The organism is Pseudomonas fluorescens (assembly GCF_019212185.1).
In the GTDB taxonomy this organism is placed as follows: Bacteria; Pseudomonadota; Gammaproteobacteria; order Pseudomonadales; family Pseudomonadaceae; genus Aquipseudomonas.
This window is the reverse complement of record NZ_CP078138.1, coordinates 1,516,350-1,538,364: the sequence shown is the minus strand read 5'-3', so window position 1 is coordinate 1,538,364 and position 22,015 is coordinate 1,516,350. Positions and strand designations below refer to the sequence as shown.

The 22,015-nt window shown below is 59.5% G+C and carries 18 protein-coding genes; all 18 read right to left on the bottom strand.

The annotated features are described in order from the left end of the window. Nucleotides 1–4: 4 nt before the first annotated feature. Entirely contained in the window at nt 5–718 is a 714-nt protein-coding gene (gene ispD / locus KW062_RS06655) for a 2-C-methyl-D-erythritol 4-phosphate cytidylyltransferase (RefSeq protein ID WP_105755414.1), read from the bottom strand. Next, a complete protein-coding gene (gene ftsB, locus KW062_RS06650; RefSeq protein WP_027619031.1) occupies nt 715–993 on the bottom strand; it encodes a cell division protein FtsB in 279 nt (92 codons plus the stop codon). Before ftsB ends, ispD begins: the two co-directional genes overlap by 4 nt. Before the next feature lie 168 nt (nt 994–1,161). Further along, nucleotides 1,162–2,451 (bottom strand): phosphopyruvate hydratase, encoded by a 1,290-nt coding sequence (eno, locus tag KW062_RS06645; protein ID WP_027619032.1) that lies wholly within the window; start codon nt 2,449–2,451, stop codon nt 1,162–1,164. Nucleotides 2,452–2,632: 181 nt separating this feature from the next. Beyond that, entirely contained in the window at nt 2,633–4,264 is a 1,632-nt protein-coding gene (locus KW062_RS06640; RefSeq protein WP_027619033.1) for a CTP synthase, read from the bottom strand. 274 nt (nt 4,265–4,538) lie between these two features. Further along, nucleotides 4,539–5,867, bottom strand: coding sequence for a tRNA lysidine(34) synthetase TilS (gene tilS, locus KW062_RS06635; RefSeq protein ID WP_105755413.1), 1,329 nt, complete (start codon nt 5,865–5,867; stop codon nt 4,539–4,541). 131 nt (nt 5,868–5,998) lie between these two features. Then, nucleotides 5,999–6,946 carry an acetyl-CoA carboxylase carboxyltransferase subunit alpha gene (locus KW062_RS06630; RefSeq protein WP_105755412.1) on the bottom strand — a complete coding sequence of 316 codons (948 nt, stop codon included), beginning with the start codon at nt 6,944–6,946 and terminating at the stop codon, nt 5,999–6,001. Nucleotides 6,947–7,085: 139 nt separating this feature from the next. Next, a complete protein-coding gene (dnaE, locus tag KW062_RS06625; protein WP_105755411.1) occupies nt 7,086–10,607 on the bottom strand; it encodes a DNA polymerase III subunit alpha in 3,522 nt (1,173 codons plus the stop codon). A 75-nt stretch (nt 10,608–10,682) separates the two neighbouring features. Continuing rightward, nucleotides 10,683–11,309 (bottom strand): ribonuclease HII, encoded by a 627-nt coding sequence (gene rnhB, locus KW062_RS06620; protein ID WP_027619037.1) that lies wholly within the window; start codon nt 11,307–11,309, stop codon nt 10,683–10,685. Nucleotides 11,310–11,320: 11 nt separating this feature from the next. Next, nucleotides 11,321–12,451: a lipid-A-disaccharide synthase gene (gene lpxB / locus KW062_RS06615; protein ID WP_105755410.1), complete on the bottom strand. Its 1,131-nt coding sequence runs from the start codon at nt 12,449–12,451 to the stop codon at nt 11,321–11,323. 2 nt (nt 12,452–12,453) lie between these two features. Continuing rightward, nucleotides 12,454–13,230 carry an acyl-ACP--UDP-N-acetylglucosamine O-acyltransferase gene (gene lpxA, locus KW062_RS06610; RefSeq protein WP_027619039.1) on the bottom strand — a complete coding sequence of 259 codons (777 nt, stop codon included), beginning with the start codon at nt 13,228–13,230 and terminating at the stop codon, nt 12,454–12,456. Next, nucleotides 13,227–13,667: a 3-hydroxyacyl-ACP dehydratase FabZ gene (gene fabZ / locus KW062_RS06605; protein ID WP_027619040.1), complete on the bottom strand. Its 441-nt coding sequence runs from the start codon at nt 13,665–13,667 to the stop codon at nt 13,227–13,229. The genes lpxA and fabZ overlap by 4 nt, the downstream gene beginning before the upstream one ends. A gap of 108 nt (nt 13,668–13,775) precedes the next feature. Further along, nucleotides 13,776–14,831, bottom strand: coding sequence for a UDP-3-O-(3-hydroxymyristoyl)glucosamine N-acyltransferase (gene lpxD / locus KW062_RS06600; protein WP_027619041.1), 1,056 nt, complete (start codon nt 14,829–14,831; stop codon nt 13,776–13,778). A 3-nt stretch (nt 14,832–14,834) separates the two neighbouring features. Beyond that, nucleotides 14,835–15,338, bottom strand: coding sequence for an OmpH family outer membrane protein (locus KW062_RS06595; protein ID WP_027619042.1), 504 nt, complete (start codon nt 15,336–15,338; stop codon nt 14,835–14,837). A gap of 45 nt (nt 15,339–15,383) precedes the next feature. Continuing rightward, entirely contained in the window at nt 15,384–17,774 is a 2,391-nt protein-coding gene (gene bamA, locus KW062_RS06590; protein WP_027619043.1) for an outer membrane protein assembly factor BamA, read from the bottom strand. 74 nt (nt 17,775–17,848) lie between these two features. Beyond that, nucleotides 17,849–19,201, bottom strand: a complete 1,353-nt coding sequence (gene rseP, locus KW062_RS06585) for a sigma E protease regulator RseP (protein ID WP_027619044.1) — start codon at nt 19,199–19,201, stop codon at nt 17,849–17,851. A 54-nt stretch (nt 19,202–19,255) separates the two neighbouring features. Further along, nucleotides 19,256–20,446 (bottom strand): 1-deoxy-D-xylulose-5-phosphate reductoisomerase, encoded by a 1,191-nt coding sequence (gene ispC, locus KW062_RS06580; protein ID WP_027619045.1) that lies wholly within the window; start codon nt 20,444–20,446, stop codon nt 19,256–19,258. Beyond that, nucleotides 20,443–21,249, bottom strand: a complete 807-nt coding sequence (locus KW062_RS06575; RefSeq protein WP_105755409.1) for a phosphatidate cytidylyltransferase — start codon at nt 21,247–21,249, stop codon at nt 20,443–20,445. The genes ispC and KW062_RS06575 overlap by 4 nt, the downstream gene beginning before the upstream one ends. Next, a complete protein-coding gene (uppS, locus tag KW062_RS06570) occupies nt 21,249–22,004 on the bottom strand; it encodes a polyprenyl diphosphate synthase (protein ID WP_027619047.1) in 756 nt (251 codons plus the stop codon). The genes KW062_RS06575 and uppS overlap by 1 nt, the downstream gene beginning before the upstream one ends. Nucleotides 22,005–22,015 lie beyond the last annotated feature (11 nt).

The window sequence follows — 22,015 nt, the reverse complement described above, 5'->3', positions numbered from 1 at the left end:
AGGCCTACAACGAACCGCGATTAGCCCAACGCAGGCGCAACCACTCGAGATCTTCGGGGCGCGTCACCTTGAGGTTATCCGCCCGACCTTCGATCAGGCGCGGTGCCTGCCCCGACCACTCCATCGCCGAGGCCTCGTCGGTAATGCTGACATCGGCCACCAGGCTGTCGGCCAGCGCCCTGTGCAGGGCGCCCAGACGAAACATCTGCGGCGTGTAGGCCTGCCAGATCAAGCTGCGATCGACGGTTTCCAGGACCCGACCATGCTTGTCCATGCGCTTCAAGGTGTCGCGAGCCGGCACTGCAAGCAAGCCACCGACCGGATCATCAGCCAGCTCCGAAAGCAATTTGTCGAGATCATCGCGACTCAGGTTCGGCCGTGCTGCGTCATGGACAAGTACCCAGTCCTCATCGGCAGCGCCCTGCGCGTGCAGGTGCAACAAGGCATTGAGTACCGAATCCGAACGCTCGGCGCCACCGTCCACACGCTGGACTCTCGGATCGTGAGCGCAGGCCAGGCTCGGCCAATAAGGGTCATCATTTGCAAGACTGACCACCAGACCTTTCAAGGCTGGATGATCGAGGAAACAGCCGAGGCTGTGTTCGAGAATAGTGCGTCCGCCCAACGGTAAATATTGCTTGGGACGGTCGGCGGCCATACGGGCACCCACACCCGCGGCAGGGATCACGGCCCAGAAGGCCGGCAAGGCGTGCATCATTGGGCCAACTGGTAAAGGGTTTCACCATCCTTGACCATGCCCAACTCATGGCGAGCCCGCTCTTCAACGGTCTCCATACCTTTTTTCAGCTCCATCACTTCAGCGTCCATCACCCGGTTGCGCTCCAGCAACGTCTGGTTTTCAGCTTGCTGATCAGCAATTTGCTGAGTCAGGTCAGCCACCTGTGCCAGGCTGCCATTTCCCACCCACAGGCGGTACTGCAACCCCCCCAGGAGCAAGAGCAAGACGAGAAACAACCAATAGGGACTGCGCATCGAATATCAGGTATCCACTGAAAAAAACAGCCATGCCACACTTTGCAACGTCAGATAGCACGAAGCCTGGAAGACCCAGGCTCGTACTCTAAGGCATCAGACTAGTGGCAAAAAACCCGCTTTTACGTTTTTTTCGCCACAATCCGCTGTCTTTTCACTCCACCAAGCTTAGCCGCGGAATTCGCTGCGGCCGTTGTACTTGGCTTTCGCGCCCAATTGCTCTTCGATACGCAGCAGTTGGTTGTACTTGGAAACGCGATCGGAACGGCACAGCGAACCGGTCTTGATCTGGCCAGCCGAGGTGCCCACGGCCAGGTCGGCAATGGTCGAATCTTCGGTTTCGCCGGAGCGGTGCGAGATTACGGCGGTGTAACCAGCGGCCTTGGCCATCTGGATCGCTTCCAGGGTCTCGGTCAGGGTGCCGATCTGGTTGAACTTGATCAGGATCGAGTTGGCGATCTTTTTATCGATGCCTTCTTTCAGGATCTTGGTGTTGGTCACGAACAGGTCGTCACCGACCAGTTGGGTTTTCTCGCCGATCTTGTCGGTGAGGATTTTCCAGCCAGCCCAGTCGGACTCGTCCAGACCGTCTTCGATGGAGATGATCGGGTAACGCTCGGTCAGGCCTTTCAGGTAGTCGGCGAAACCTTCAGCGGTGAACACCTGGCCTTCGCCGGACAGGTTGTACTTGCCGTCTTCGAAGAACTCGCTCGCCGCGCAGTCCAGCGCCAGGGTCACGTCGGTGCCCAGCTTGTAACCAGCGTTGGCGACGGCTTCGGAGATCACTTTCAGTGCATCTTCGTTGGACGCCAGGTTAGGGGCGAAACCACCTTCGTCACCTACGGCAGTGTTCAGGCCACGGGCCTTCAGCACGGCTTTGAGGTGATGGAAAATCTCGGTACCCATGCGCAGACCGTCCGAGAACGACTTGGCGCCAACCGGCTGCACCATGAATTCCTGGATGTCGACGTTGTTATCGGCGTGCTCGCCACCGTTGATGATGTTCATCATCGGTACCGGCATCGAGTACACACCCGGGGTGCCGTTCAGGTTGGCAATGTGCGCGTACAGCGGCAGGTCCTGGTCGTGTGCAGCAGCCTTGGCAGCAGCCAGGGAGACGGCGAGGATCGCGTTGGCGCCCAGGTTGCCTTTGTTCTCGGTACCGTCGAGTTCGATCATGATGCGGTCGAGGGCTTTCTGATCAACCGGGTCTTTACCCAGCAGCGCGGTGCGGATAGGGCCATTGATGTTGGCAACGGCCTTGAGCACACCTTTGCCCAGGTAACGGCTCTTGTCGCCATCACGCAGCTCGAGCGCTTCACGCGAGCCAGTGGAAGCACCGGACGGCGCGCAGGCGCTGCCGATGATGCCGTTATCGAGAAGCACGTCCGCTTCCACGGTGGGATTGCCACGGGAGTCGAGAACTTCACGACCTTTGATGTCGACGATCTTTGCCATTGTTGTAAACACTCCAAAGTTGACGAAAACGCTGTATACCGATCGATTTATAACTTGTGGGTCACATTGCTTTTTGTGGGAGCGCCAATAGTAGCTTCCACACGGAGAAACTCAGTTTCCGCCGTTGAAATCAAAGTGACCCACGGACCTTGGCGGGCCGTGGGTCACGTCGTCAGGCGAGTTACGCCTTCTTCTGGTGTTGCGCCAGGGCTGCCTTGACGAAGCCACTGAACAGCGGGTGACCATCACGCGGTGTCGAGGTGAACTCCGGGTGGAACTGGCAAGCGACGAACCATGGATGATCCGCTGCTTCAACCACTTCAACCAGCGCGCCATCACCGGAGCGACCGGAAATTTTCAGGCCGGCTTCGATCAGTTGTGGCAGCAGCTTGTTGTTCACTTCGTAACGGTGACGGTGACGCTCGACGATCACGTCCTTGGCGTAGCAATCGTGGACCTTAGAGCCAGCTTCCAGCAGGCAGTCCTGAGCACCCAGGCGCATGGTGCCGCCCAGGTCGGAAGTCTCGGTACGGGTTTCGACGGCACCGGTGGCGTCTTCCCACTCAGTGATCAGGCCCACGACCGGGTGACCGCTGGCACGATCGAACTCGGTGGAGTTGGCATCTTTCCAGCCCATCACGTTACGGGCGAATTCGATGACCGCGACTTGCATGCCCAGGCAGATACCCAGGTAAGGCACTTTGTTTTCGCGAGCGTACTGAACCGCGGTGATCTTGCCTTCCACGCCCCGCAGACCGAAGCCGCCCGGAACCAGGATCGCATCGACACCTTCGAGCAGCGCGGTGCCCTGGTTCTCGATGTCTTCGGAATCGATGTAGCGCAGGTTGACCTTGGTACGGTTGCTGATGCCGGCATGGCTCATCGCTTCGATCAGCGACTTGTAGGCATCCAGCAGCTCCATGTACTTGCCGACCATGGCGATGGTGACTTCATGCTCAGGATTGAGCTTGGCATCGACCACTGCTTCCCACTCGGACAGATCAGCGCTGTCGCATTGCAGGCCGAAACGCTCGACGACAAAATCGTCCAGGCCTTGTGAGTGCAGGATGCCTGGGATCTTGTAGATGGTGTCGGCGTCTTCGAGGGCGATTACTGCACGCTCTTCAACGTTGGTGAACTGAGCGATCTTGCGACGCGACGAAACGTCGATCGGGTGATCGGAACGGCACACCAGCACGTCTGGCTGCAGGCCAATGGAACGCAGTTCCTTGACCGAGTGCTGGGTTGGCTTGGTTTTGGTTTCGCCGGCAGTGGCGATGTACGGAACCAGTGTCAGGTGCATCAGCATCGCGCGCTTGGCGCCGACTTCGAAACGCAATTGACGGATGGCTTCGAGGAACGGTTGCGACTCGATGTCACCCACGGTGCCACCGATTTCGACCATCGCCACGTCGGCATCGCCGGCACCCTTGATGATACGGCGCTTGATTTCGTCGGTGATGTGCGGGATCACCTGGATGGTTGCACCCAGGTAGTCACCACGGCGCTCTTTGCGCAGAACGTGCTCGTAGACACGGCCAGTGGTGAAGTTGTTGTTCTGGGTCATGGTCGTGCGGATGAACCGCTCGTAGTGCCCCAGGTCCAGGTCGGTCTCGGCGCCGTCATGGGTGACGAACACTTCACCGTGCTGGAACGGGCTCATGGTACCCGGGTCGACGTTGATGTACGGATCCAGCTTGAGCATGGTGACCTTAAGTCCCCGCGCCTCCAGGATGGCCGCCAATGAAGCCGATGCAATGCCTTTCCCCAATGAAGAAACAACACCGCCCGTGACGAATATGTAGCGCGTCATGAAAAACCCTAGAAGTCTGCGTTAAAGCGGTCCGAGCCGCCGGGGAAAGCGAAGGAAGGCCGAAGCCCCCGATCACCTGCATTAATTACAGTGCATCTTTCAAAAAAACCGCCGCGTTGGGACAGACCGATAGGTGAATCACCGGTACGTTGCTCGCTACACATTTTTTGGAATCGCCCAGCAAAGACTGCTTGGTAATCGGCAACTCCTGCAATTCAGGCGAATCCACAGAAGTTGTATCAAGAAGGGAGCGTAGTCTACCGGAAAGCCCCTTTCAGCTCAAACCTTGATCTTGGATTACCGGCTGCCAGTGCAAAACGTAGTTTGCCCCCGCGCTGCCGTCCAGCCCGGGCAGGTTGGCCACAGCGATCAACTGCTCATTGCGGTACAGCAGCGGCAATCTGCCACGGGCGAACGATGGCACCTGTCGCTCATTGAACAGACGCTTGAGGTCGCGATGCCCACGGCCAGCCAACGCCATCACCTCTCCCCCTTCGCGGTAACACACCTCGAGACTGCCTGTCGGGGCCGCCCCGACGAAGTAGAGCGTACCGTTATCGGGCAACAGGAGCGGCTGCGACGGATCAGCCCAGGCGCCCGCTGGCACGACCGCTCGCAACCAATATCCGGCCAACCACCAGATCCGTCCATTGGCCCGGTGCAACTCGCCATCGGCCAGCCGCCAGATCGGCTGGGCGTCCGATGCCGCATCGCGCAGGCTGACCCAACCCGACCAATGGTCGCTATCAGGCAGGCGTGTCTTAGTCGCCAACCAATGGCTGAGGGCGTTGCGCTGACGGGCCGGGGAAAGCGACTGGATCGCGGTCAGGTCCAGCGAGGGCACCTTCAACCAATCGAATTCGCCCGACGTTTGCGCGCGGGCCAAGTCTAATTCGGCCAATTCGTCGAGCAGGCTCTGGGCCTCACGCAAATGCGCGGCACTGCGGGCGATGGTGGTGGCCGCTTGCGGCCAGCGCCGGGTCAGCACAGGGAAAACCAACTGGCGCAGGTAGTTGCGAGAGAACTGCGGATCGGCGTTCGAAGGGTCTTCGATCCACTGCAGACGATGCTCCCGGGCGTACGCCTCAAGGTCGGTCCTGGAAACGTCCAGCAGCGGGCGCAGCAGGTGCCCGCGCCCCAGAGGACGTTGCATCGGCATGGCCGCCAGCCCCCTGCCCCCTGCGCCGCGCAACAAGCGAAACAACAGGGTTTCGGCCTGGTCGTCGCGGTGTTGGGCCGTCAGCAGCAGATCGCCGGGCTGGGTTGCCTCGATGAATGCACCATAGCGAGCTGCTCGCGCCGCCTGCTCAAGGCTTGCGCCGACCTCGACCTGCACATGCACGATCGCCAGGGGCACAGCCAGCGCATCGCATACTGCCTGACAATGAGCCGGCCACGCATCGGCTGCAGCCTGAAGGCCGTGGTGAATATGGATGGCTTTGAGTTCGGGCAGGGTGTGGCGCTGGGAGAGGTGCGCGAGCAGGTGCAGGAGCACTGTGGAGTCGAGGCCGCCGGAGAACGCGACACGCCAACTTTTGACTTGGCACCAAGGCTCAAGACTGCGCAGAAGCCGGGTAGGCAGATCAACCGTGGACCGAGCCATATCTTTCTCTTCGTCCAAAAACAAATGTAGGAGCAAACTTGCTCGCGATTGCGGTCCGACAGCCAACACATGGGTTGAATGCTACGCCGCCTTCGCGAGCAAGCTCGCTCCTACAGGGTATTGCGGTCGACTTAGAGGCCGTAGCTCATCAGGCGCTCATAACGACGAGCCAGCAGCGCATCGTTGTCGAACTTCTTCAGCATCGCCAGTTGCGAGCTCAGCTCGGCGCGGATCGAAGCCGCTGCCGTCGCCGGATCACGGTGCGCGCCGCCCAACGGCTCGCTGATCACCTTATCCACAATACCGAGGCCCTTCAGGCGCTCGGCCGTGATGCCCATGGCTTCGGCAGCATCCGGGGCCTTTTCTGCGGTTTTCCACAGGATCGAGGCGCAACCTTCCGGCGAAATCACCGCGTAGGTCGAATACTGCAGCATGTTCAACTGATCGCAGACACCGATCGCCAGTGCACCGCCGGAACCACCCTCACCGATTACGGTGGCGATGATCGGGGTTTTCAGGCGCGCCATCACTCGCAGGTTCCAGGCAATCGCTTCACTCTGGTTGCGTTCTTCGGCGTCGATACCCGGGTAGGCGCCCGGTGTGTCGATGAAGGTCAGGATCGGCATTTTGAAACGTTCGGCCATTTCCATCAGGCGGCAGGCCTTGCGGTAGCCTTCCGGGCGCGGCATGCCGAAGTTGCGGCGAACCTTCTCACGTACTTCACGGCCTTTCTGGTGACCGATCACCATCACTGGCTGATCGTCCAGACGGGCAATACCGCCAACAATCGCGGCGTCGTCGGAGAAGTGACGATCACCGTGCAGTTCGTCGAACTCGGTGAAGATGTGGTCGATGTAGTCCAGGGTGTAAGGACGACGCGGGTGGCGCGCCAGACGTGCGATCTGCCAGCTGGTCAGCTTGCCGAAGATGTCCTCGGTCAGGGTGCTGCTTTTTTCCTGCAGGCGGGAGATCTCATCGCCGATATTCAGCGAATTGTCATTACCGACCAAGCGCAACTCTTCGATCTTGGCTTGCAGGTCGGCGATCGGCTGTTCGAAATCTAGAAAATTCGGGTTCATAGGCGTCCGTCTTGGGTCGAGGCCAAGTGAGCTTGGGTCGGCCGGTTGTCTATTCGCGCCCTACCTTAAGGGACAGGCGCGTTCAGGTCGAGATTAAAAATTCGGGTCAGGGTCAGGGCGCGGCAATGGCCCCTGGCCGTCAACGGTATTGGAGGAAGACGTTGTCTCGCCCGAACTGGTCACGCAGGGCTTGAATCAAGCTGTCTGCCGGATCAATTCGCCAGGTCTCGCCGAATTGCAGCAGGGCCTTGGCGTCGGGGCTGGTGTATTCCATGGTAATCGGGCAGGCGCCCCGGTGCCGCTTGAACAACTCGCCCAACCAGCGCAACTGATCGCCCTTCAGGTCCTGGGTCTGGACCTTCAGGCGCAAGCTTTCGGCCAGGTTGGTGCGGGCATCTTCCATACTCATCACCCGCTTGACTCGCAGCCGCAGGCCACCGGAGAAGTCGTCATTGCTGACTTCGCCTTCGACCACCACCATCGCGTCGGTCTGCAGCAACGACTGCGCCGAGTGAAAGGCTTCGGCAAACAGCGAGGCTTCGATCCGCCCGGAGCGGTCGTCGAGGGTGATGAAGCCCATCTTGTCGCCCTTTTTGTTCTTCATCACCCGCAAGGCAATGATCATGCCGGCAACCGTCTGGGTATCGCGGGCCGGCTTCAGGTCGATGATGCGCTGACGGGCGAAGCGGCGAATTTCCCCTTCGTACTCATCAATCGGGTGGCCGGTCAGGTACAGGCCCAAGGTGTCTTTCTCACCCTTGAGGCGCTCTTTGAGCGTGAGCTCCTTGGCCTTGCGGTGATTGGCGTAGACATCGGCGTCTTCTTCAACGAACAGTCCGCCAAACAAGTCGGCGTGGCCGCTGTCGTGGGTGCGGGCAGTCTGTTCGGCGGACTTGATCGCTTCTTCCATGGCTGTCAGCAACACCGCGCGATTGCGATCGATGTTGGCTTGATAAGCCTTGGGCTCGTCATGGAAGAACGGCCCGAGACGGTCCAGCGCACCACTGCGGATCAAGCCGTCGAGGGTACGCTTGTTGATACGCTTCAGGTCGACCCGCGCACAGAAATCAAACAGGTCCTTGAATGGCCCTGCCAGACGCGCCTCGGTAATCGCCTCCACCGGCCCCTCACCCACCCCTTTGATCGCACCCAGGCCGTAGATGATGCGGCCCTCGTCGTTCACCGTGAACTTGAACTCCGAAGCGTTCACGTCCGGCGCGTCAAGGCGCAGTTTCATGGTGCGCACTTCCTCGATCAAGGTCACGACCTTGTCGGTGTTGTGCATGTCCGCCGAGAGTACCGCCGCCATGAACGGCGCCGGGTAATGGGCCTTCAACCAGGCGGTCTGGTAGGAAACCAGGCCATAGGCAGCGGAGTGAGACTTGTTGAAGCCGTAACCGGCGAACTTCTCTACCAGATCGAAGATGTTGCCCGCGAGGTCAGCGTCAATATTGTTCTTGGCGCAACCTTCGATGAAACCGCCACGCTGCTTGGCCATTTCTTCGGGCTTTTTCTTACCCATGGCCCGGCGCAGCATGTCCGCGCCACCGAGGGTGTAACCCGCCATGACCTGGGCAATCTGCATCACTTGCTCTTGATAGAGGATGATGCCGTAAGTCGGCGCCAATACGGGCTTGAGGCCTTCGTACTGGTAGTCGGAGTGCGGATAGGCCAGTTCGGCGCGACCGTGCTTGCGGTTGATGAAGTCGTCCACCATACCCGATTGCAGCGGGCCTGGACGGAACAGTGCCACCAGTGCGATCAAGTCTTCCAGGCAGTCGGGCTTGAGCTTTTTGATCAGCTCTTTCATGCCCCGCGACTCGAGCTGGAACACCGCCGTGGTTTCGGCTTTTTGCAGCAACTGATAGGTCGGTTTGTCATCCAGCGGGATGAAGGCGATATCCAGCGGCGCTTCGTTGACCTTGGCGCGGTCGCGGTTGATGGTTTTCAGCGCCCAGTCGATGATGGTCAGGGTCCGCAGACCGAGGAAGTCGAACTTCACCAGGCCCGCCGCCTCGACGTCATCCTTGTCGAACTGGGTCACCAGGCCGCCGCCCTCTTCATCGCAGTAGATCGGCGAGAAGTCAGTCAGCTTGGTCGGCGCGATTACCACGCCGCCGGCGTGCTTGCCGACGTTACGTACAACGCCTTCAAGCTTGCGCGCCATCTCCCAGATTTCCGCCGCCTCTTCATCGACCTTGATGAAGTCACGGAGGATTTCTTCCTGCTCGTAGGCCTTTTCCAGGGTCATGCCGACTTCGAAGGGGATCATTTTCGACAGACGATCCGCCAGCCCGTAAGACTTGCCCTGCACCCGCGCCACGTCACGCACCACCGCCTTGGCGGCCATGGAACCGAAGGTGATGATCTGGCTCACCGCGTTGCGGCCGTACTTCTCGGCCACGTACTCGATAACCCGGTCACGACCGTCCATGCAAAAGTCGACGTCGAAGTCGGGCATGGAAACCCGTTCCGGGTTAAGGAAACGTTCGAACAGCAGGTCATATTCCAGCGGATCGAGGTCGGTAATCTTCTGCACATAGGCCACCAGCGATCCGGCACCCGACCCCCGTCCCGGCCCCACCGGCACGCCATTGGCCTTACCCCACTGGATAAAGTCCATCACGATCAGGAAGTACCCGGGGAACCCCATCTGGATGATGATATCCAGCTCGAAATTCAGCCGATCAACGTAGACCTGACGCTTGGATTCGTAGTCTTCAGTGGTGTCACGGGGCAGCAGAACCGCCAAACGCTCCTCGAGGCCCTCGAAGGACACTTTGCGGAAATACTCGTCGATGGTCATACCATCGGGGATCGGGAAGTTGGGCAGGAAGTGTTTGCCCAGCTTCACATCGATATTGCAGCGCTTGGCAATCTCGACCGTGTTCTCCAGCGCCTCGGGCAGGTCACTGAACAGTTCGGCCATCTCCTCGGCACTTTTGAGGTACTGCTGGTCGCTGTAGTTCTTCGAGCGTCGCGGATCGTCGAGCGCTCGCCCCTCACCGATGCACACACGGGTTTCGTGGGCGGCGAAGTCTTCCTGCTTGAGGAAACGCACATCGTTGGTGGCCACCAGTGGCGCGCCCAGCTTGTCGGCCAGGGCCACGGCGGCGTGCAGTTGCTCTTCGTCGTTGGGGCGGTTGGTGCGCTGGATCTCCAGGTAGAAACGCTCGGGAAACACCGCCATCCACTCACGCGCCAGGGCTTCGCCTTCCTGCGGATTACCGCTCAGCAGGGCCATACCGATCTCGCCCTCCTTCGCCGCCGACAGCATGATCAGGCCTTCAGCGGCCTCGGCCACCCACTCACGCTCGATGATCACCTGGCCGTTGCGCTGGCCCTCGATGAAGCCACGGGAGATCAGTTCAGTCAGATTGCGATAGCCGACGGCATTCATCGCCAACAGACTGATGCGGCTGACCGGGTTCTCCGGGTCTTTGTTCGACAGCCAAAGGTCGGCGCCGCAGATCGGCTTGATCCCCGCACCCATGCTGTTTTTGTAGAACTTGACCAGGGAACACATGTTGTTCTGGTCGGTGACCGCCACGGCGGGCATGTTCATGCCGACCAGGGTCTTGACCAGCGGCTTGATCCGCACCAGCCCGTCGACCAGGGAGTATTCAGTGTGCAGGCGCAGGTGAACGAATGAAGCCGGCATGGTGATCCTGTCCAGAACGTGGAGACAACAAGGCCCGGATTGTACCGGGCCTTGGCAAAAACATCAGCCTTGCGCCTAGCTCCCGAGCAACTCCTCGCGAGCTTCATACGCCTGGCGCACCGGGGCGAACGAGCGCCGGTGGATCGGGGTCGGGCCGAGACGGGCCAACGCTTCCAGATGAACGGGCGTCGGGTAGCCTTTATGGCCACCCATGCCGTACCCGGGGTAAATCAATTCGAACGCAGCCATTTCACGATCACGGCTGACTTTGGCCAGGATCGACGCGGCGGCAATTGCCGGCACCTTGCTATCGCCCTTCACCACCGCTTCGGCCGGCATCGCCAACTTCGGGCAACGATTGCCATCGATCATCGCCAGTTTTGGCTGGACATGCAGCCCCTCGACCGCACGCTGCATTGCCAGCATCGTGGCATGCAGGATGTTCAACTCGTCGATTTCCTCGACTTCGGCTCGAGCAATGCACCAGCTCAGGGCTTTTTCACAGATTTCGTCGTAGAGCTTCTCGCGACGGGCCTCGGTCAGCTTCTTGGAGTCATTCAGACCAAGGATCGGCCGCAGCGGATCAAGGATCACCGCAGCCGTAACCACGGCGCCGCACAGCGGGCCGCGACCGACTTCGTCAACGCCCGCCACCAGATCCTCGGCATCGGCCACGAGGGTAAAATCCAGGCCCATTTGCATCTTTGCGTTACTCATTGTGCTGTGCCGATCAGATTGAGGACCGCTTTGGCGGCCTGATTCGAGGCGTCGCGGCGCAGGGTGCGGTGAATCTCGTCAAAGCCTGTGGTCTGCTCCTCGCCGCCATCAATTAGCGGCGACAAGGTCAGCGCCAACGCTTCCGGCGTTGCATCGTCCTGCAACAACTCGGGCACCAACAGACGCTGGGCGAGCAAGTTCGGCAAGGAGATGTAAGGGCTTTTGACCATGCGCTTGAGAATCCAGTAGGTCAGCGGCGCCAAACGGTAGGCCACCACCATCGGCCGCTTGTAGAGCAAGGCTTCCAGAGTCGCCGTACCGGAGGCGATCAATACCGCGTTACAGGCTGCCAGCGCTTGATGGGAGCGACCGTCGAGCAAGGTCACTGGCAAGTCGCGACCGGTCAGCAGCTCTTCGAGCTGAGCCCGACGCTGCGGACTCGCACAGGGAATGACGAAGCGCACACCCGGGCGCATCGCGCGCAAACGCTCGGCAGCATCGAGGAACAAGCCACCCAGGCGCCCGACCTCACCGCCACGACTACCGGGCATCAAGGCCACCAACGGCCCATCCGGCAAACCCAGTTCGGCACGCGCAGCTGTGCGGTCCGCCTCAAGGGGAATCGCATCGGCCAGGGTATGCCCGACAAACCGCACCGGTACGCCCTTCTCTTCGTAGAAACGGGCTTCAAATGGCAGCAGGGTCAGCATCAGGTCGCAGCCTTCGCGAATCTTCAGCACGCGCTTCTGCCGCCAGGCCCAGACCGACGGACTGACGTAGTGCACAGTCTTGATCCCGGCCTGACGCAGTTTCAGTTCGATATTGAGGGTGAAGTCCGGTGCGTCGATGCCAATGAAGACGTCAGGCTTTTCCGCGATCAGGGTCTTGATCAACTTCTTGCGACGCGCCAGCAGCTCACGCAGCCGACCCAGCACCTCCACCAGACCCATGACCGACAGGCGCTCCATGGGGAAGTAGGAGGTGAGTCCCTCAGCTTCCATCAACGGCCCGCCGACGCCGACAAACTCCACGGCCGGATGCTGCTCCTTGAGAGCACGCATCAGACCCGCGCCAAGAATATCGCCGGAGGCTTCGCCGGCCACCAGCGCAACACGCAAATTAGCCATGGTTAGCGGGTGATGCCGCGAGTCGAAGACTGGATCGAGTCACGGAATACCGCAACTTCGGGGAACTGCGCCGCCGGCTCGGCCAGCTCGGTCAGGGCCTGCTCGACTGTCAGCCCTTGGCGATAAACAGTCTTGTAGGCACGACGCAAGGCATGGATGGCGTCGTCGCTGAAGCCACGACGGCGCATGCCCTCGAAGTTCATACTGCGTGCTTCGGCCGGATTGCCGAATACCGTGACGTAGGCAGGAACATCCTTGCCGATCGCCGTACCCATACCTGAGAAGCTGTGGGCACCGATATGGCAGTACTGATGGACCAGGGTGAATCCGGAAAGAATCGCCCAGTCGTCAACGTGTACGTGGCCGGCCAGCGCGGTGTTGTTGACCAGAATGCAGTGATTGCCAATAACGCTGTCGTGGCCGATATGGGCATAGGCCATGATCAGGTTGTGGTCGCCCAGGGTGGTTTCCGAGCGATCCTGCACGGTGCCGCGGTGAATCGTCACGCCTTCGCGAATGACGTTATGGTCACCGATCACCAGGCGAGTTTCCTCCCCCTTGTACTTCAGGTCGGGCGTGTCCTCACCTATCGAGGAAAACTGATAGATGCGGTTGTGCTTGCCAATGCGCGTCGGGCCCTTGAGCACCACGTGCGGGCCAATCACTGTTCCCTCGCCGATTTCCACACCTGCGCCGACGATCGACCACGGGCCGACCTCGACGCCGTCGGCCAGCACGGCCGTCGGATCGATGATTGCGCGAGGGTCAATCAAACTCATACTTTTTGTTCCGCACAGATGATCTCGGCCGAGCACACGGGCTTGCCATCCACCGAAGCCTGGCACTCAAACTTCCAGATCTTGCGCTTGCAGCTGATGAAGGTGGCTTCGAGGATCAACTGGTCGCCTGGCTTGACCGGCTGACGGAAGCGTAGCTTGTCGGAGCCGACAAAGTAGTAAAGCGTGCCATCGGCAGGCTTGACGTCGAGCATTTTGAAACCAAGGATTCCGGCAGCCTGGGCCATCGCTTCAATGATCAATACGCCCGGCATGATTGGATGCGCAGGGAAGTGACCGTTGAAGAACGGCTCGTTGATGCTGACATTCTTGTAGGCACGAATGCGCTTTTCCTCAACATTGAGGTCCACTACCCGGTCCACCAGCAGGAACGGGTAACGGTGAGGCAGGTATTCGCGAATCTCGTTGATGTCCATCATTTCGGGGGGAAGCCTATGTAAAGATTGGGAGCGCGCGACTAACGCACACTCCTCTAGCAAATCAAGGAGGCAGTCTAGCGGCTGTGCACACTTGATATGGAAATGGTATCAGCCATCTGATGAAGCATTACCGCCAGGGGTCACGTCACCGACCTGCTTTTCCAACTGTCGCAGGCGCCGCGCAATGTCATCGAGCTGACGGATGCGCGCCGCGCTTTTGCGCCACTCGGCGGCTGGCTGCATGGCCGTACCGGAAGAATAGGCGCCCGGCTCGGTAATCGAGTGAGTGACCATGGTCATTCCGGTGAGGAATACGTTGTCGCAGATATCAATGTGCCCAACCAGCCCGACACCACCCGCGAGCATGCAATGCTTGCCGATTTTGGTGCTGCCCGAAATGCCTACGCACGCCGCCATGGCGGTGTGGTCACCGACCTGCACGTTGTGGGCGATCTGGATCTGGTTGTCGAGCTTCACACCGTTGCCGATGATGGTGTCAGCCAGAGCCCCGCGGTCGATAGCGGTATTCACGCCAATCTCCACGTCATCGCCGACCAGCACACCACCGACCTGGGCAATTTTCTCCCAGATGCCCTTCACGTTGGCAAAACCGAAGCCTTCACCGCCGAGCACCGCACCGGACTGAATCACCACGCGCTTGCCGATGCGTACATCGTGATACAGCGTGACGCGCGGGGCCAGCCAACCGCCCTCGCCGATCTCGCTGCGCGCACCGATGAAGCAGTGCGCCCCGACCGTGACACCGGCAGCGATTCGCGCAGCGCTCTCGATCACCGCGAAGGGACCGATACTAGCCGCGGGATCGACCACCGCGTCAGCCGCAATGACGGCTGTCGGATGAATACCGGCCGCCGCCTTGGGCTTGGGGTCGAACAGATGAGACACCCGCGCGTACGCCGCATAAGGATCCGGTACCACCAACGCATCACCGACAAAACCCTCTGCGTCAGCGGCCTTGAGCAGCACGGCTGCGGCTTGGCTGTCGGCCAGGTACTTGCGGTACTGGGGGTTTGCCAGAAAGCTCAACTGAGCTGGGCCAGCCTCTTGCAAAGTGGCTAGCCCAGTAATTGTCTTTTCCGGGTCGCCACGCAGGGTGGCGCCGAGGAACTCGGCCAATTGGCCGAGCTTTTTAGTCGCTGTCATGGATTACTTCAGCTGATTCATGCGCTCGATAACCTGGCGGGTGATGTCGTATTGAGGCTTGACATCAATCACTGCGCCACGCTCGAAGACCAGGTCAAATGCACCTTTCTTGATCACTTCTTCCACAGCGCTATCCAGTTTCGGCTTGAGCTGCTTCAGCATTTCACGGTCGGCGACGGCTTTGGCTTCGTTCAGCTCTTTGGACTGGAACTGGAAGTCACGGGCCTTTTGCTTGAACTCAAGCTCCAGACGCTCGCGCTCACCCTGAGCCATTTTGTCACCACCGCTCACCAGACGATCCTGGATGCCCTTGGCACTGCTTTCCAGGGTTTTCAGCTTGGTCAGTTGCGGGCCGAATTTCTTCTCGGCATCCACGGCATATTTCTTGGCCGCGTCAGATTCCAGCAGCGCCATCTGATAGTTCAGGACCGCGATTTTCATGTCGGCAAATGCCGGGCCCGCTACCAGGACGGTTGCCAGGAGAACCAATTGAGTCAACTTACGCACGATGCACTCCTACAAAATCCATTGTCGTTATCTTGGGTCAGACGCTTAGAACGTCTGGCCGAGGGAAAATTGGAACACTTGGGTTTCAGCGTTATCAGGCTTCTTCACCGGCATCGCCAGGGCAAAACTCAACGGACCCAATGCGGTCACCCAGGTCACGCCAACACCGACGGAGCTTGCCATGTTGCTCAGGCTGACATCGTTGCACTGCGTATTCGACTTGGAGACGCCGTTGCCGTTGGTGCTCTGGTCACACTTGGAATCAAACACATTACCCACATCCCAGAACAGCGAAGTACGCAGCGAACGCTGATCCTTGACGAATGGCAACGGGAACAGCAGTTCCGCACCACCCTGGATCAGGACGTTACCACCAAACGGCAATGGATCCTGGTCCGGGTCGGCCAACGTGCCCTGGTTACCGGTTTGGCCAACACCACGGCTCGGGGTACTGCGTGGACCGAGGGTGCTGTCCTTGAAGCCACGAACCGAGTTGAAACCACCAGCATAGTAGTTTTCATAGAATGGCAAGCCATCCGTCGAACCATAACCATCACCGTAGCCCAGCTCGGTGTGGAAGCGCATGGTGTAGTTGTCGCTCAATGGGGTGAACAACTGGCCACGGTAGTCGAGCTTGAAGAACGACAGGTCGCTGCCCGGCACGGTGGTTTCCAGGGTGATGCTCTGCGCATGACCACGGGTCGCCAGCACGCCTTTGTTCAGGGTCGATTCGGACCAGCCGGCAGACGCCTTGAAGTTCAGGTATTGATCGCCTTCACGGTTAACGAAGTCGAAGATTTCGTCGACGGTGTAGTTACCGGTCTTGATCTTGTCCTGTTGCGCGTTCAAGCCGAAAGTCAGACGCGAAGTCTCGCTGATCGGGTAGCCCACGCTGACACCGGCACCCAGGCTGTCAACGGAGTAGCTGGATACGTCGGTATCGAGCTCATCGTAGTCAGTGGTGCGGTAGAACGCGTTGTAACCCAGGCTCACACCGTCAGCAGTCCAGTAGGGGTCGACATAACCGAAGTTATAGCGGCTCTGGTACTCGCTGCGGGTCAGGCCGATGCTGACCTTGTTACCGGTACCCAGGAAGTTGTTCTGGGTAATCGAACCACCGAGGATCAAACCGGCGCTCTGGGCAAAACCGACGCTGGCGGTGATCGAACCGGAAGCCTGCTCTTCCACGCTGTAGTTCACGTCAACCTGGTCATCGACACCTGGCACGGCCGGTGTCTCGACGTTAACTTCCTTGAAGAAGCCCAGACGCTCCAGGCGGGTCTTGGACTGGTCGATCAGGTAGGTCGAAGCCCAGCCGCCTTCCATCTGGCGCATTTCACGACGCAGTACTTCGTCTTCGGACTTGGTATTGCCACGGAAGTTGATACGGTTCACATAGGCGCGCTTGCCTGGATCCACCACAAAGGTGATGTCCACAGTGTGGTCGTCATCGTGTGGCTGAGGCACGCCGTTGACGTTAGCGAAGGTATAACCCTCGTTACCCAGGCGACGGGTGATCAATTCGGAAGTGGTGGTCATCAGCTTGCGCGAGAACACCTGGCCTTTCTGCACCAGCAACAGCGCCTTGACCTGGTCTTCAGGCACTTTCAGGTCGCCGCTGAGCTTCACGTCACGCACGTTGTACTTCTGGCCTTCGGTGACGTTGACGGTGATGTAGACGTGTTTCTTGTCCGGGGTGATGGATACCTGGGTCGAAGCGATATCCATGTTGATATAGCCACGGTCCAGGTAGTAGGAACGCAGGCGCTCCAGGTCACCGGAGAGTTTTTCACGGGCATACTTGTCGTCGTTCTTGAAGAACGACAACCAGTTGGTGGTCTTCAGTTCGAACAGGTCGGTCAGGTCATCCTCGGGGAAAACCGTGTTACCCACCACGTTGATGTGCTGGATCGCGGCAACGGTGCCTTCGTTGATGTTGACCTTCAGGCCCACGCGGTTGCGTGGCTGAGGGACGACTTCGGTATCAACGGTTGCCGAGTAGCGGCCTTGAGCCACGTACTGACGTTGCAACTCGTTACGCACACCTTCAAGGGTCGCACGCTGGAAGATCTCGCCTTCGGCCAGACCAGACTGTTTCAGGCCTTTCATCAGGTCTTCGGTGGAGATCGCCTTGTTGCCTTCGATCTCGATACTGGCTACCGACGGACGCTCGACTACCGTGATGACAAGGACGTTGCCATCACGACCCAGCTGGATATCCTGGAAGAACCCGGTTTTGAACAGCGCACGAGTGGACTCGACCAGACGACGGTCATCAGCCTGTTCACCAACGTTCAACGGCAAGGCACCAAAGACGCTACCTGCGGATACCCGCTGGAGGCCGTTGACACGAATATCGGAGATAGTGAAGGACTCGGCGTGAACTTCGGCGATCATCAATACGGAGAGAACCGCAGTTAGCAGCAGACGTTTCATGAAGTCCTTTCTTATTCCAACTGGCAATAAACAAACTGCCGCAAAATGCGGCAGATTCGCAATTCAGCGAAGCGTTACAGTCGACCCAGATCATTGACCAGAGCAAGAAGCATCACTCCGACCACCAAACTGATACCGATCTGTATCCCCCAACCTTGCACCCGATCCGACAAGGGACGACCACGCGCCCACTCGATCAGATAAAACAACAGATGCCCCCCATCCAGTACAGGAATGGGCAACAAATTCAGAACCCCCAGGCTAATACTCAGATAAGCAAGGAAATTCAGGAAATCAGCGACGCCCGACTGGGCAGAAGCGCCCGCCACTTTAGCAATGGTTATCGGTCCGCTCAAGTTTTTTACCGAGAGCTCGCCGAACAACATTTTCTTCAGCGAGTCGAGGGTCAGCACGCTCATGGTCCAGGTGCGGCGAGCACCTTCACCAATGGCTGCCAGCGGGCCATAACTGACCTCACGAATCATCGTTGGTGGCCAATCGACAGCCTTGACCCCTGCACCCAGGTATCCGGTGGCTGCCTTGCCGTCGCCGCGCGCCGCCAGGGTAACCGGCACATCAATTTGTGCACCATCACGTTCGACGTGCAGCAGAACCTTGGTTTCAGGACGCACCCGAACCCAATCCACCACCTGCTGCCAATCGGTCAGCGCCTGGCCATCCAGCGCCAGCAGACGATCGCCTGTTTGCAGACCAGCCGCCTGCGCCGGGCCTTTTGGATCAAGCTCGGCCAATACTGGCGGCAGGGCCGGGCGCCATGGACGAATCCCCAGCGAGCGAATCGGATCGGGTTCATCGGCACCTTTGAGCCAATTATCCAGAATCAGTTCCTTGGGCGAGTCGGCACTCGAGCCCTCGTCGCGGACCAGCACCTGCACCGATCCGCTTTCACCGAGGCGGCGCACCAGTTGCAGATTGACCGCCGCCCAGCCGGACGTGCGCTCGCCATCGACGGCGACGATTTCCTGCCCCGGATTCAAGCCCGCCTTGGCGGCGATACTGCCGACCTCGACCGCACCGATCACCGGACGCACCTGCTCGCTACCGAGCATTGCCAAGACCCAGAAAAACACCAGCGCGAGCATGAAGTTGGCGATCGGGCCAGCAGCAACAATGGCAATGCGCTGACGAACGGTCTTGCGATTGAACGATTGATCGAGCTGATCTGCGGGAACTTCGCCTTCACGCTCATCGAGCATTTTCACGTAGCCACCCAACGGGATGGCCGCGATCACGAATTCCGTGCCCCGACGGTCATGCCAGCGCAGCAGGGGCATACCGAAGCCGACGGAAAAACGCAGAACCTTGACGCCACAGCGACGCGCAACCCAAAAATGGCCGAATTCATGGAATGTGACCAGCACGCCCAGAGCCACCAGGGTGCCGACAATCATATAGAGCGCGCTCATCTACTTTTCTCCGCATTCCTAAACAGCGCTGCCGCGTGCACTCTGCCGCAGCACTTATCGCCCGTGACGACGCAACCAATGCTCGGCCAGCTCACGCGCCTTGCCGTCCGCCGTGAAAACGGCATCCAGATCGTCGACCGCTACCACTGGCTCAAGATTCAACACCTCCTCGATGATACTCGCGATCTCCAGGTAACGGACACGCCCATCGAGAAACGCCGCAACCGCGACTTCATTTGCCGCATTCAACATTGCCGGCGCGCTGTTGCCAGCCTCCGCCGCCTGACGTGCCAGGCGCAAACAAGGGAAGCGCTCCTCATCAGGCGCCTGGAAATCCAGGCGGGCCACGGCAAACAGATCCAGTGGCGGCACCCCGGAATCAATCCGCTGCGGCCACGCCAGGGCATTGGCAATCGGTGTGCGCATGTCAGGATTACCCAACTGGGCCAACACCGAGCCATCGACGTAATCGACCAGCGAGTGAATCACGCTCTGTGGATGGATCACCACTTCGACCTGAGACGGCTTGGCATCGAACAGCCAGCAGGCTTCAATCAGTTCAAGCCCCTTGTTCATCATGCTCGCGGAGTCGACCGAAATCTTGCGCCCCATCGACCAGTTGGGATGGGCGCACGCCTGGTCCGGAGTGACATGCTCGAGCTCAACCAGGGGAGTTTGTCGGAAGGGACCGCCAGAGGCCGTCAGCAGAATCCGCCGCACCCCCACACTACTCAGCCCACGAGAAAAATCCGTCGGCATGCATTGAAAAATCGCATTGTGCTCACTGTCGATCGGCAATAACACCGAGCCACTTTTGTGCACTGCCTGCATGAACAGGGCGCCGGACATCACCAGCGCCTCTTTATTGGCCAGCAGAATCTTCTTGCCAGCCTCGACCGCGGCCAGGGTCGGACGCAAACCCGCCGCCCCGACAATCGCCGCCATCACCGCGTCGACTTCAGCGTCGGAGGCAACCTGGCACAGCCCCTCCTCACCTATCAGCACACGCGTAGGCAAACCCGCCGCACGCAAATCATCCTGCAGGCGACGACCGGCCACCGCCTCGGGCACCACCGCGAAACGCGGCACATGGCGAATACACAGGGCCAGCAACTCGCTCAGGCGCGAATAGCCGCTCAGGGCAAAGACTTGATAGCGTTCGGGATGTCGAGCGATGACGTCCAGGGTGCTCAGACCGATGGAACCGGTAGCACCCAATACGGTGATCTGTTGAGGACGGCTCACGGCGCCGCCATCCACAGCAATACGGCAAACACCGGAATCGCGGCAGTCAGGCTGTCGATGCGATCGAGAACGCCACCGTGACCGGGCAGCAGATTACTACTGTCTTTGATGCCCGCCTGACGCTTGAACATGCTTTCGGTCAAATCACCCACCACCGAGATAAACACAATGATGGCCGCGCCGATCAAACCCTTGAGCGCATCAGCCAGGGACCAGTCCCGCACCAGACCAACAATGAGGGTGATGACCAGACTCAACGCCAGACCACCGTACACCCCCTCCCAGCTCTTGCCAGGACTGACCATTGGCGCCAGCTTGCGCTTGCCGAAGGCTCGACCGGAGAAGTAGGCGCCAATATCGGCACCCCATACCAGTACCATGACCGCCATGATCAACCAATTACCCAGCGGGTACTGCTTGATCATCACCAGCCCCTGCCAGGCCGGCAGCAGGATCAACAAGCCAATGACCAGCTTGCAGGCCGCGCTGGACCAATGCTCACTGGTACGGGGATAGGTCAGCACCAGGAAGGTAGCGACACCCCACCACAGTACGGCTGCCCCCAACACCCACGGTGCCAGGCCCTGCTCCAAATGCATGACAAACAGCATGGCTGCCACCACCACTGCATAGCCAACACGCATGGACTGGGCTTCGAAACCCGCCAGGCGCGCCCATTCCCAGGCACCAAGGGTTACGACCAACCCTATGAACAGGGCAAAACCGGAACCTTCCAGCAGGAAGAAACCGCACAGGGCGATAGGCAACAGGATGAGTGCTGTGATGATTCGTTGTTTAAGCATTAAACCCGGGCTCCAGCTTCAACCTGTTCGCTCGTTTTACCAAAGCGACGCTGGCGAGAAGCGAAATCGGCCAGCGCGGTGCGCATGGCTTCGTGTTTGAAGTCCGGCCAGAACAGGTCGGAGAAATACAACTCGGAGTACGCCAACTGCCACAACAGGAAGTTGCTGATGCGGTGCTCACCACCGGTGCGGATACACAGGTCCGGCAACGGCAGATCACCGGTGGACAGACAGGTTTGCAACAGCCCGGGAGTGATGTCGTCCGGCCTCAAATGGCCAGCCTGAACCTCACGCGCCAGGCGTTGTGCAGCCTGGGCAATATCCCACTGACCACCGTAATTGGCGGCAATTTGCAGGACAAAACGATTGGTGCCCGCAGTCATCGCCTCAGCTTCACGCATGGCCGCCTGAAGTTCGGGATGAAAACGCGAACGATCACCGATGATGCGCAGGGTGATGTTGTTTTCATTGAGGCGCTTGGCCTCGCGACGCAACGCCTTGAAGAACAGCTCCATCAAGGCGCTGACCTCATCGGCCGGACGCTGCCAGTTCTCACTGGAAAAGGCGAACAGAGTCAGTACTTCGACCCCTGACTCGGCACAGACCTCGATGACGGCACGCACCGCATCGACACCTGCCTTGTGCCCGGCAACGCCGGGCAGGAAACGTTTTTTTGCCCAGCGATTATTGCCGTCCATGATGATCGCGACATGTCGCGGCACCGAGGACAGCGCAGGCTGCTTGGTCTTTTCCATGAAAAGGTGAC

Bases quoted from the DNA above. Each gene is read 5' to 3' on its own strand.
- ispD (WP_105755414.1), bottom strand. From the start codon at position 718: ATGATGCACGCCTTGCCGGCCTTCTGGGCCGTGATCCCTGCCGCGGGT.
- ftsB (WP_027619031.1), bottom strand. From the start codon at position 993: ATGCGCAGTCCCTATTGGTTGTTTCTCGTCTTGCTCTTGCTCCTGGGG.
- eno (WP_027619032.1), bottom strand. From the start codon at position 2,451: ATGGCAAAGATCGTCGACATCAAAGGTCGTGAAGTTCTCGACTCCCGT.
- KW062_RS06640 (WP_027619033.1), bottom strand. From the start codon at position 4,264: ATGACGCGCTACATATTCGTCACGGGCGGTGTTGTTTCTTCATTGGGG.
- tilS (WP_105755413.1), bottom strand. From the start codon at position 5,867: ATGGCTCGGTCCACGGTTGATCTGCCTACCCGGCTTCTGCGCAGTCTT.
- KW062_RS06630 (WP_105755412.1), bottom strand. From the start codon at position 6,946: ATGAACCCGAATTTTCTAGATTTCGAACAGCCGATCGCCGACCTGCAA.
- dnaE (WP_105755411.1), bottom strand. From the start codon at position 10,607: ATGCCGGCTTCATTCGTTCACCTGCGCCTGCACACTGAATACTCCCTG.
- rnhB (WP_027619037.1), bottom strand. From the start codon at position 11,309: ATGCAAATGGGCCTGGATTTTACCCTCGTGGCCGATGCCGAGGATCTG.
- lpxB (WP_105755410.1), bottom strand. From the start codon at position 12,451: ATGGCTAATTTGCGTGTTGCGCTGGTGGCCGGCGAAGCCTCCGGCGAT.
- lpxA (WP_027619039.1), bottom strand. From the start codon at position 13,230: ATGAGTTTGATTGACCCTCGCGCAATCATCGATCCGACGGCCGTGCTG.
- fabZ (WP_027619040.1), bottom strand. From the start codon at position 13,667: ATGATGGACATCAACGAGATTCGCGAATACCTGCCTCACCGTTACCCG.
- lpxD (WP_027619041.1), bottom strand. From the start codon at position 14,831: ATGACAGCGACTAAAAAGCTCGGCCAATTGGCCGAGTTCCTCGGCGCC.
- bamA (WP_027619043.1), bottom strand. From the start codon at position 17,774: ATGAAACGTCTGCTGCTAACTGCGGTTCTCTCCGTATTGATGATCGCC.
- rseP (WP_027619044.1), bottom strand. From the start codon at position 19,201: ATGAGCGCGCTCTATATGATTGTCGGCACCCTGGTGGCTCTGGGCGTG.
- KW062_RS06575 (WP_105755409.1), bottom strand. From the start codon at position 21,249: ATGCTTAAACAACGAATCATCACAGCACTCATCCTGTTGCCTATCGCC.
- uppS (WP_027619047.1), bottom strand. From the start codon at position 22,004: ATGGAAAAGACCAAGCAGCCTGCGCTGTCCTCGGTGCCGCGACATGTC.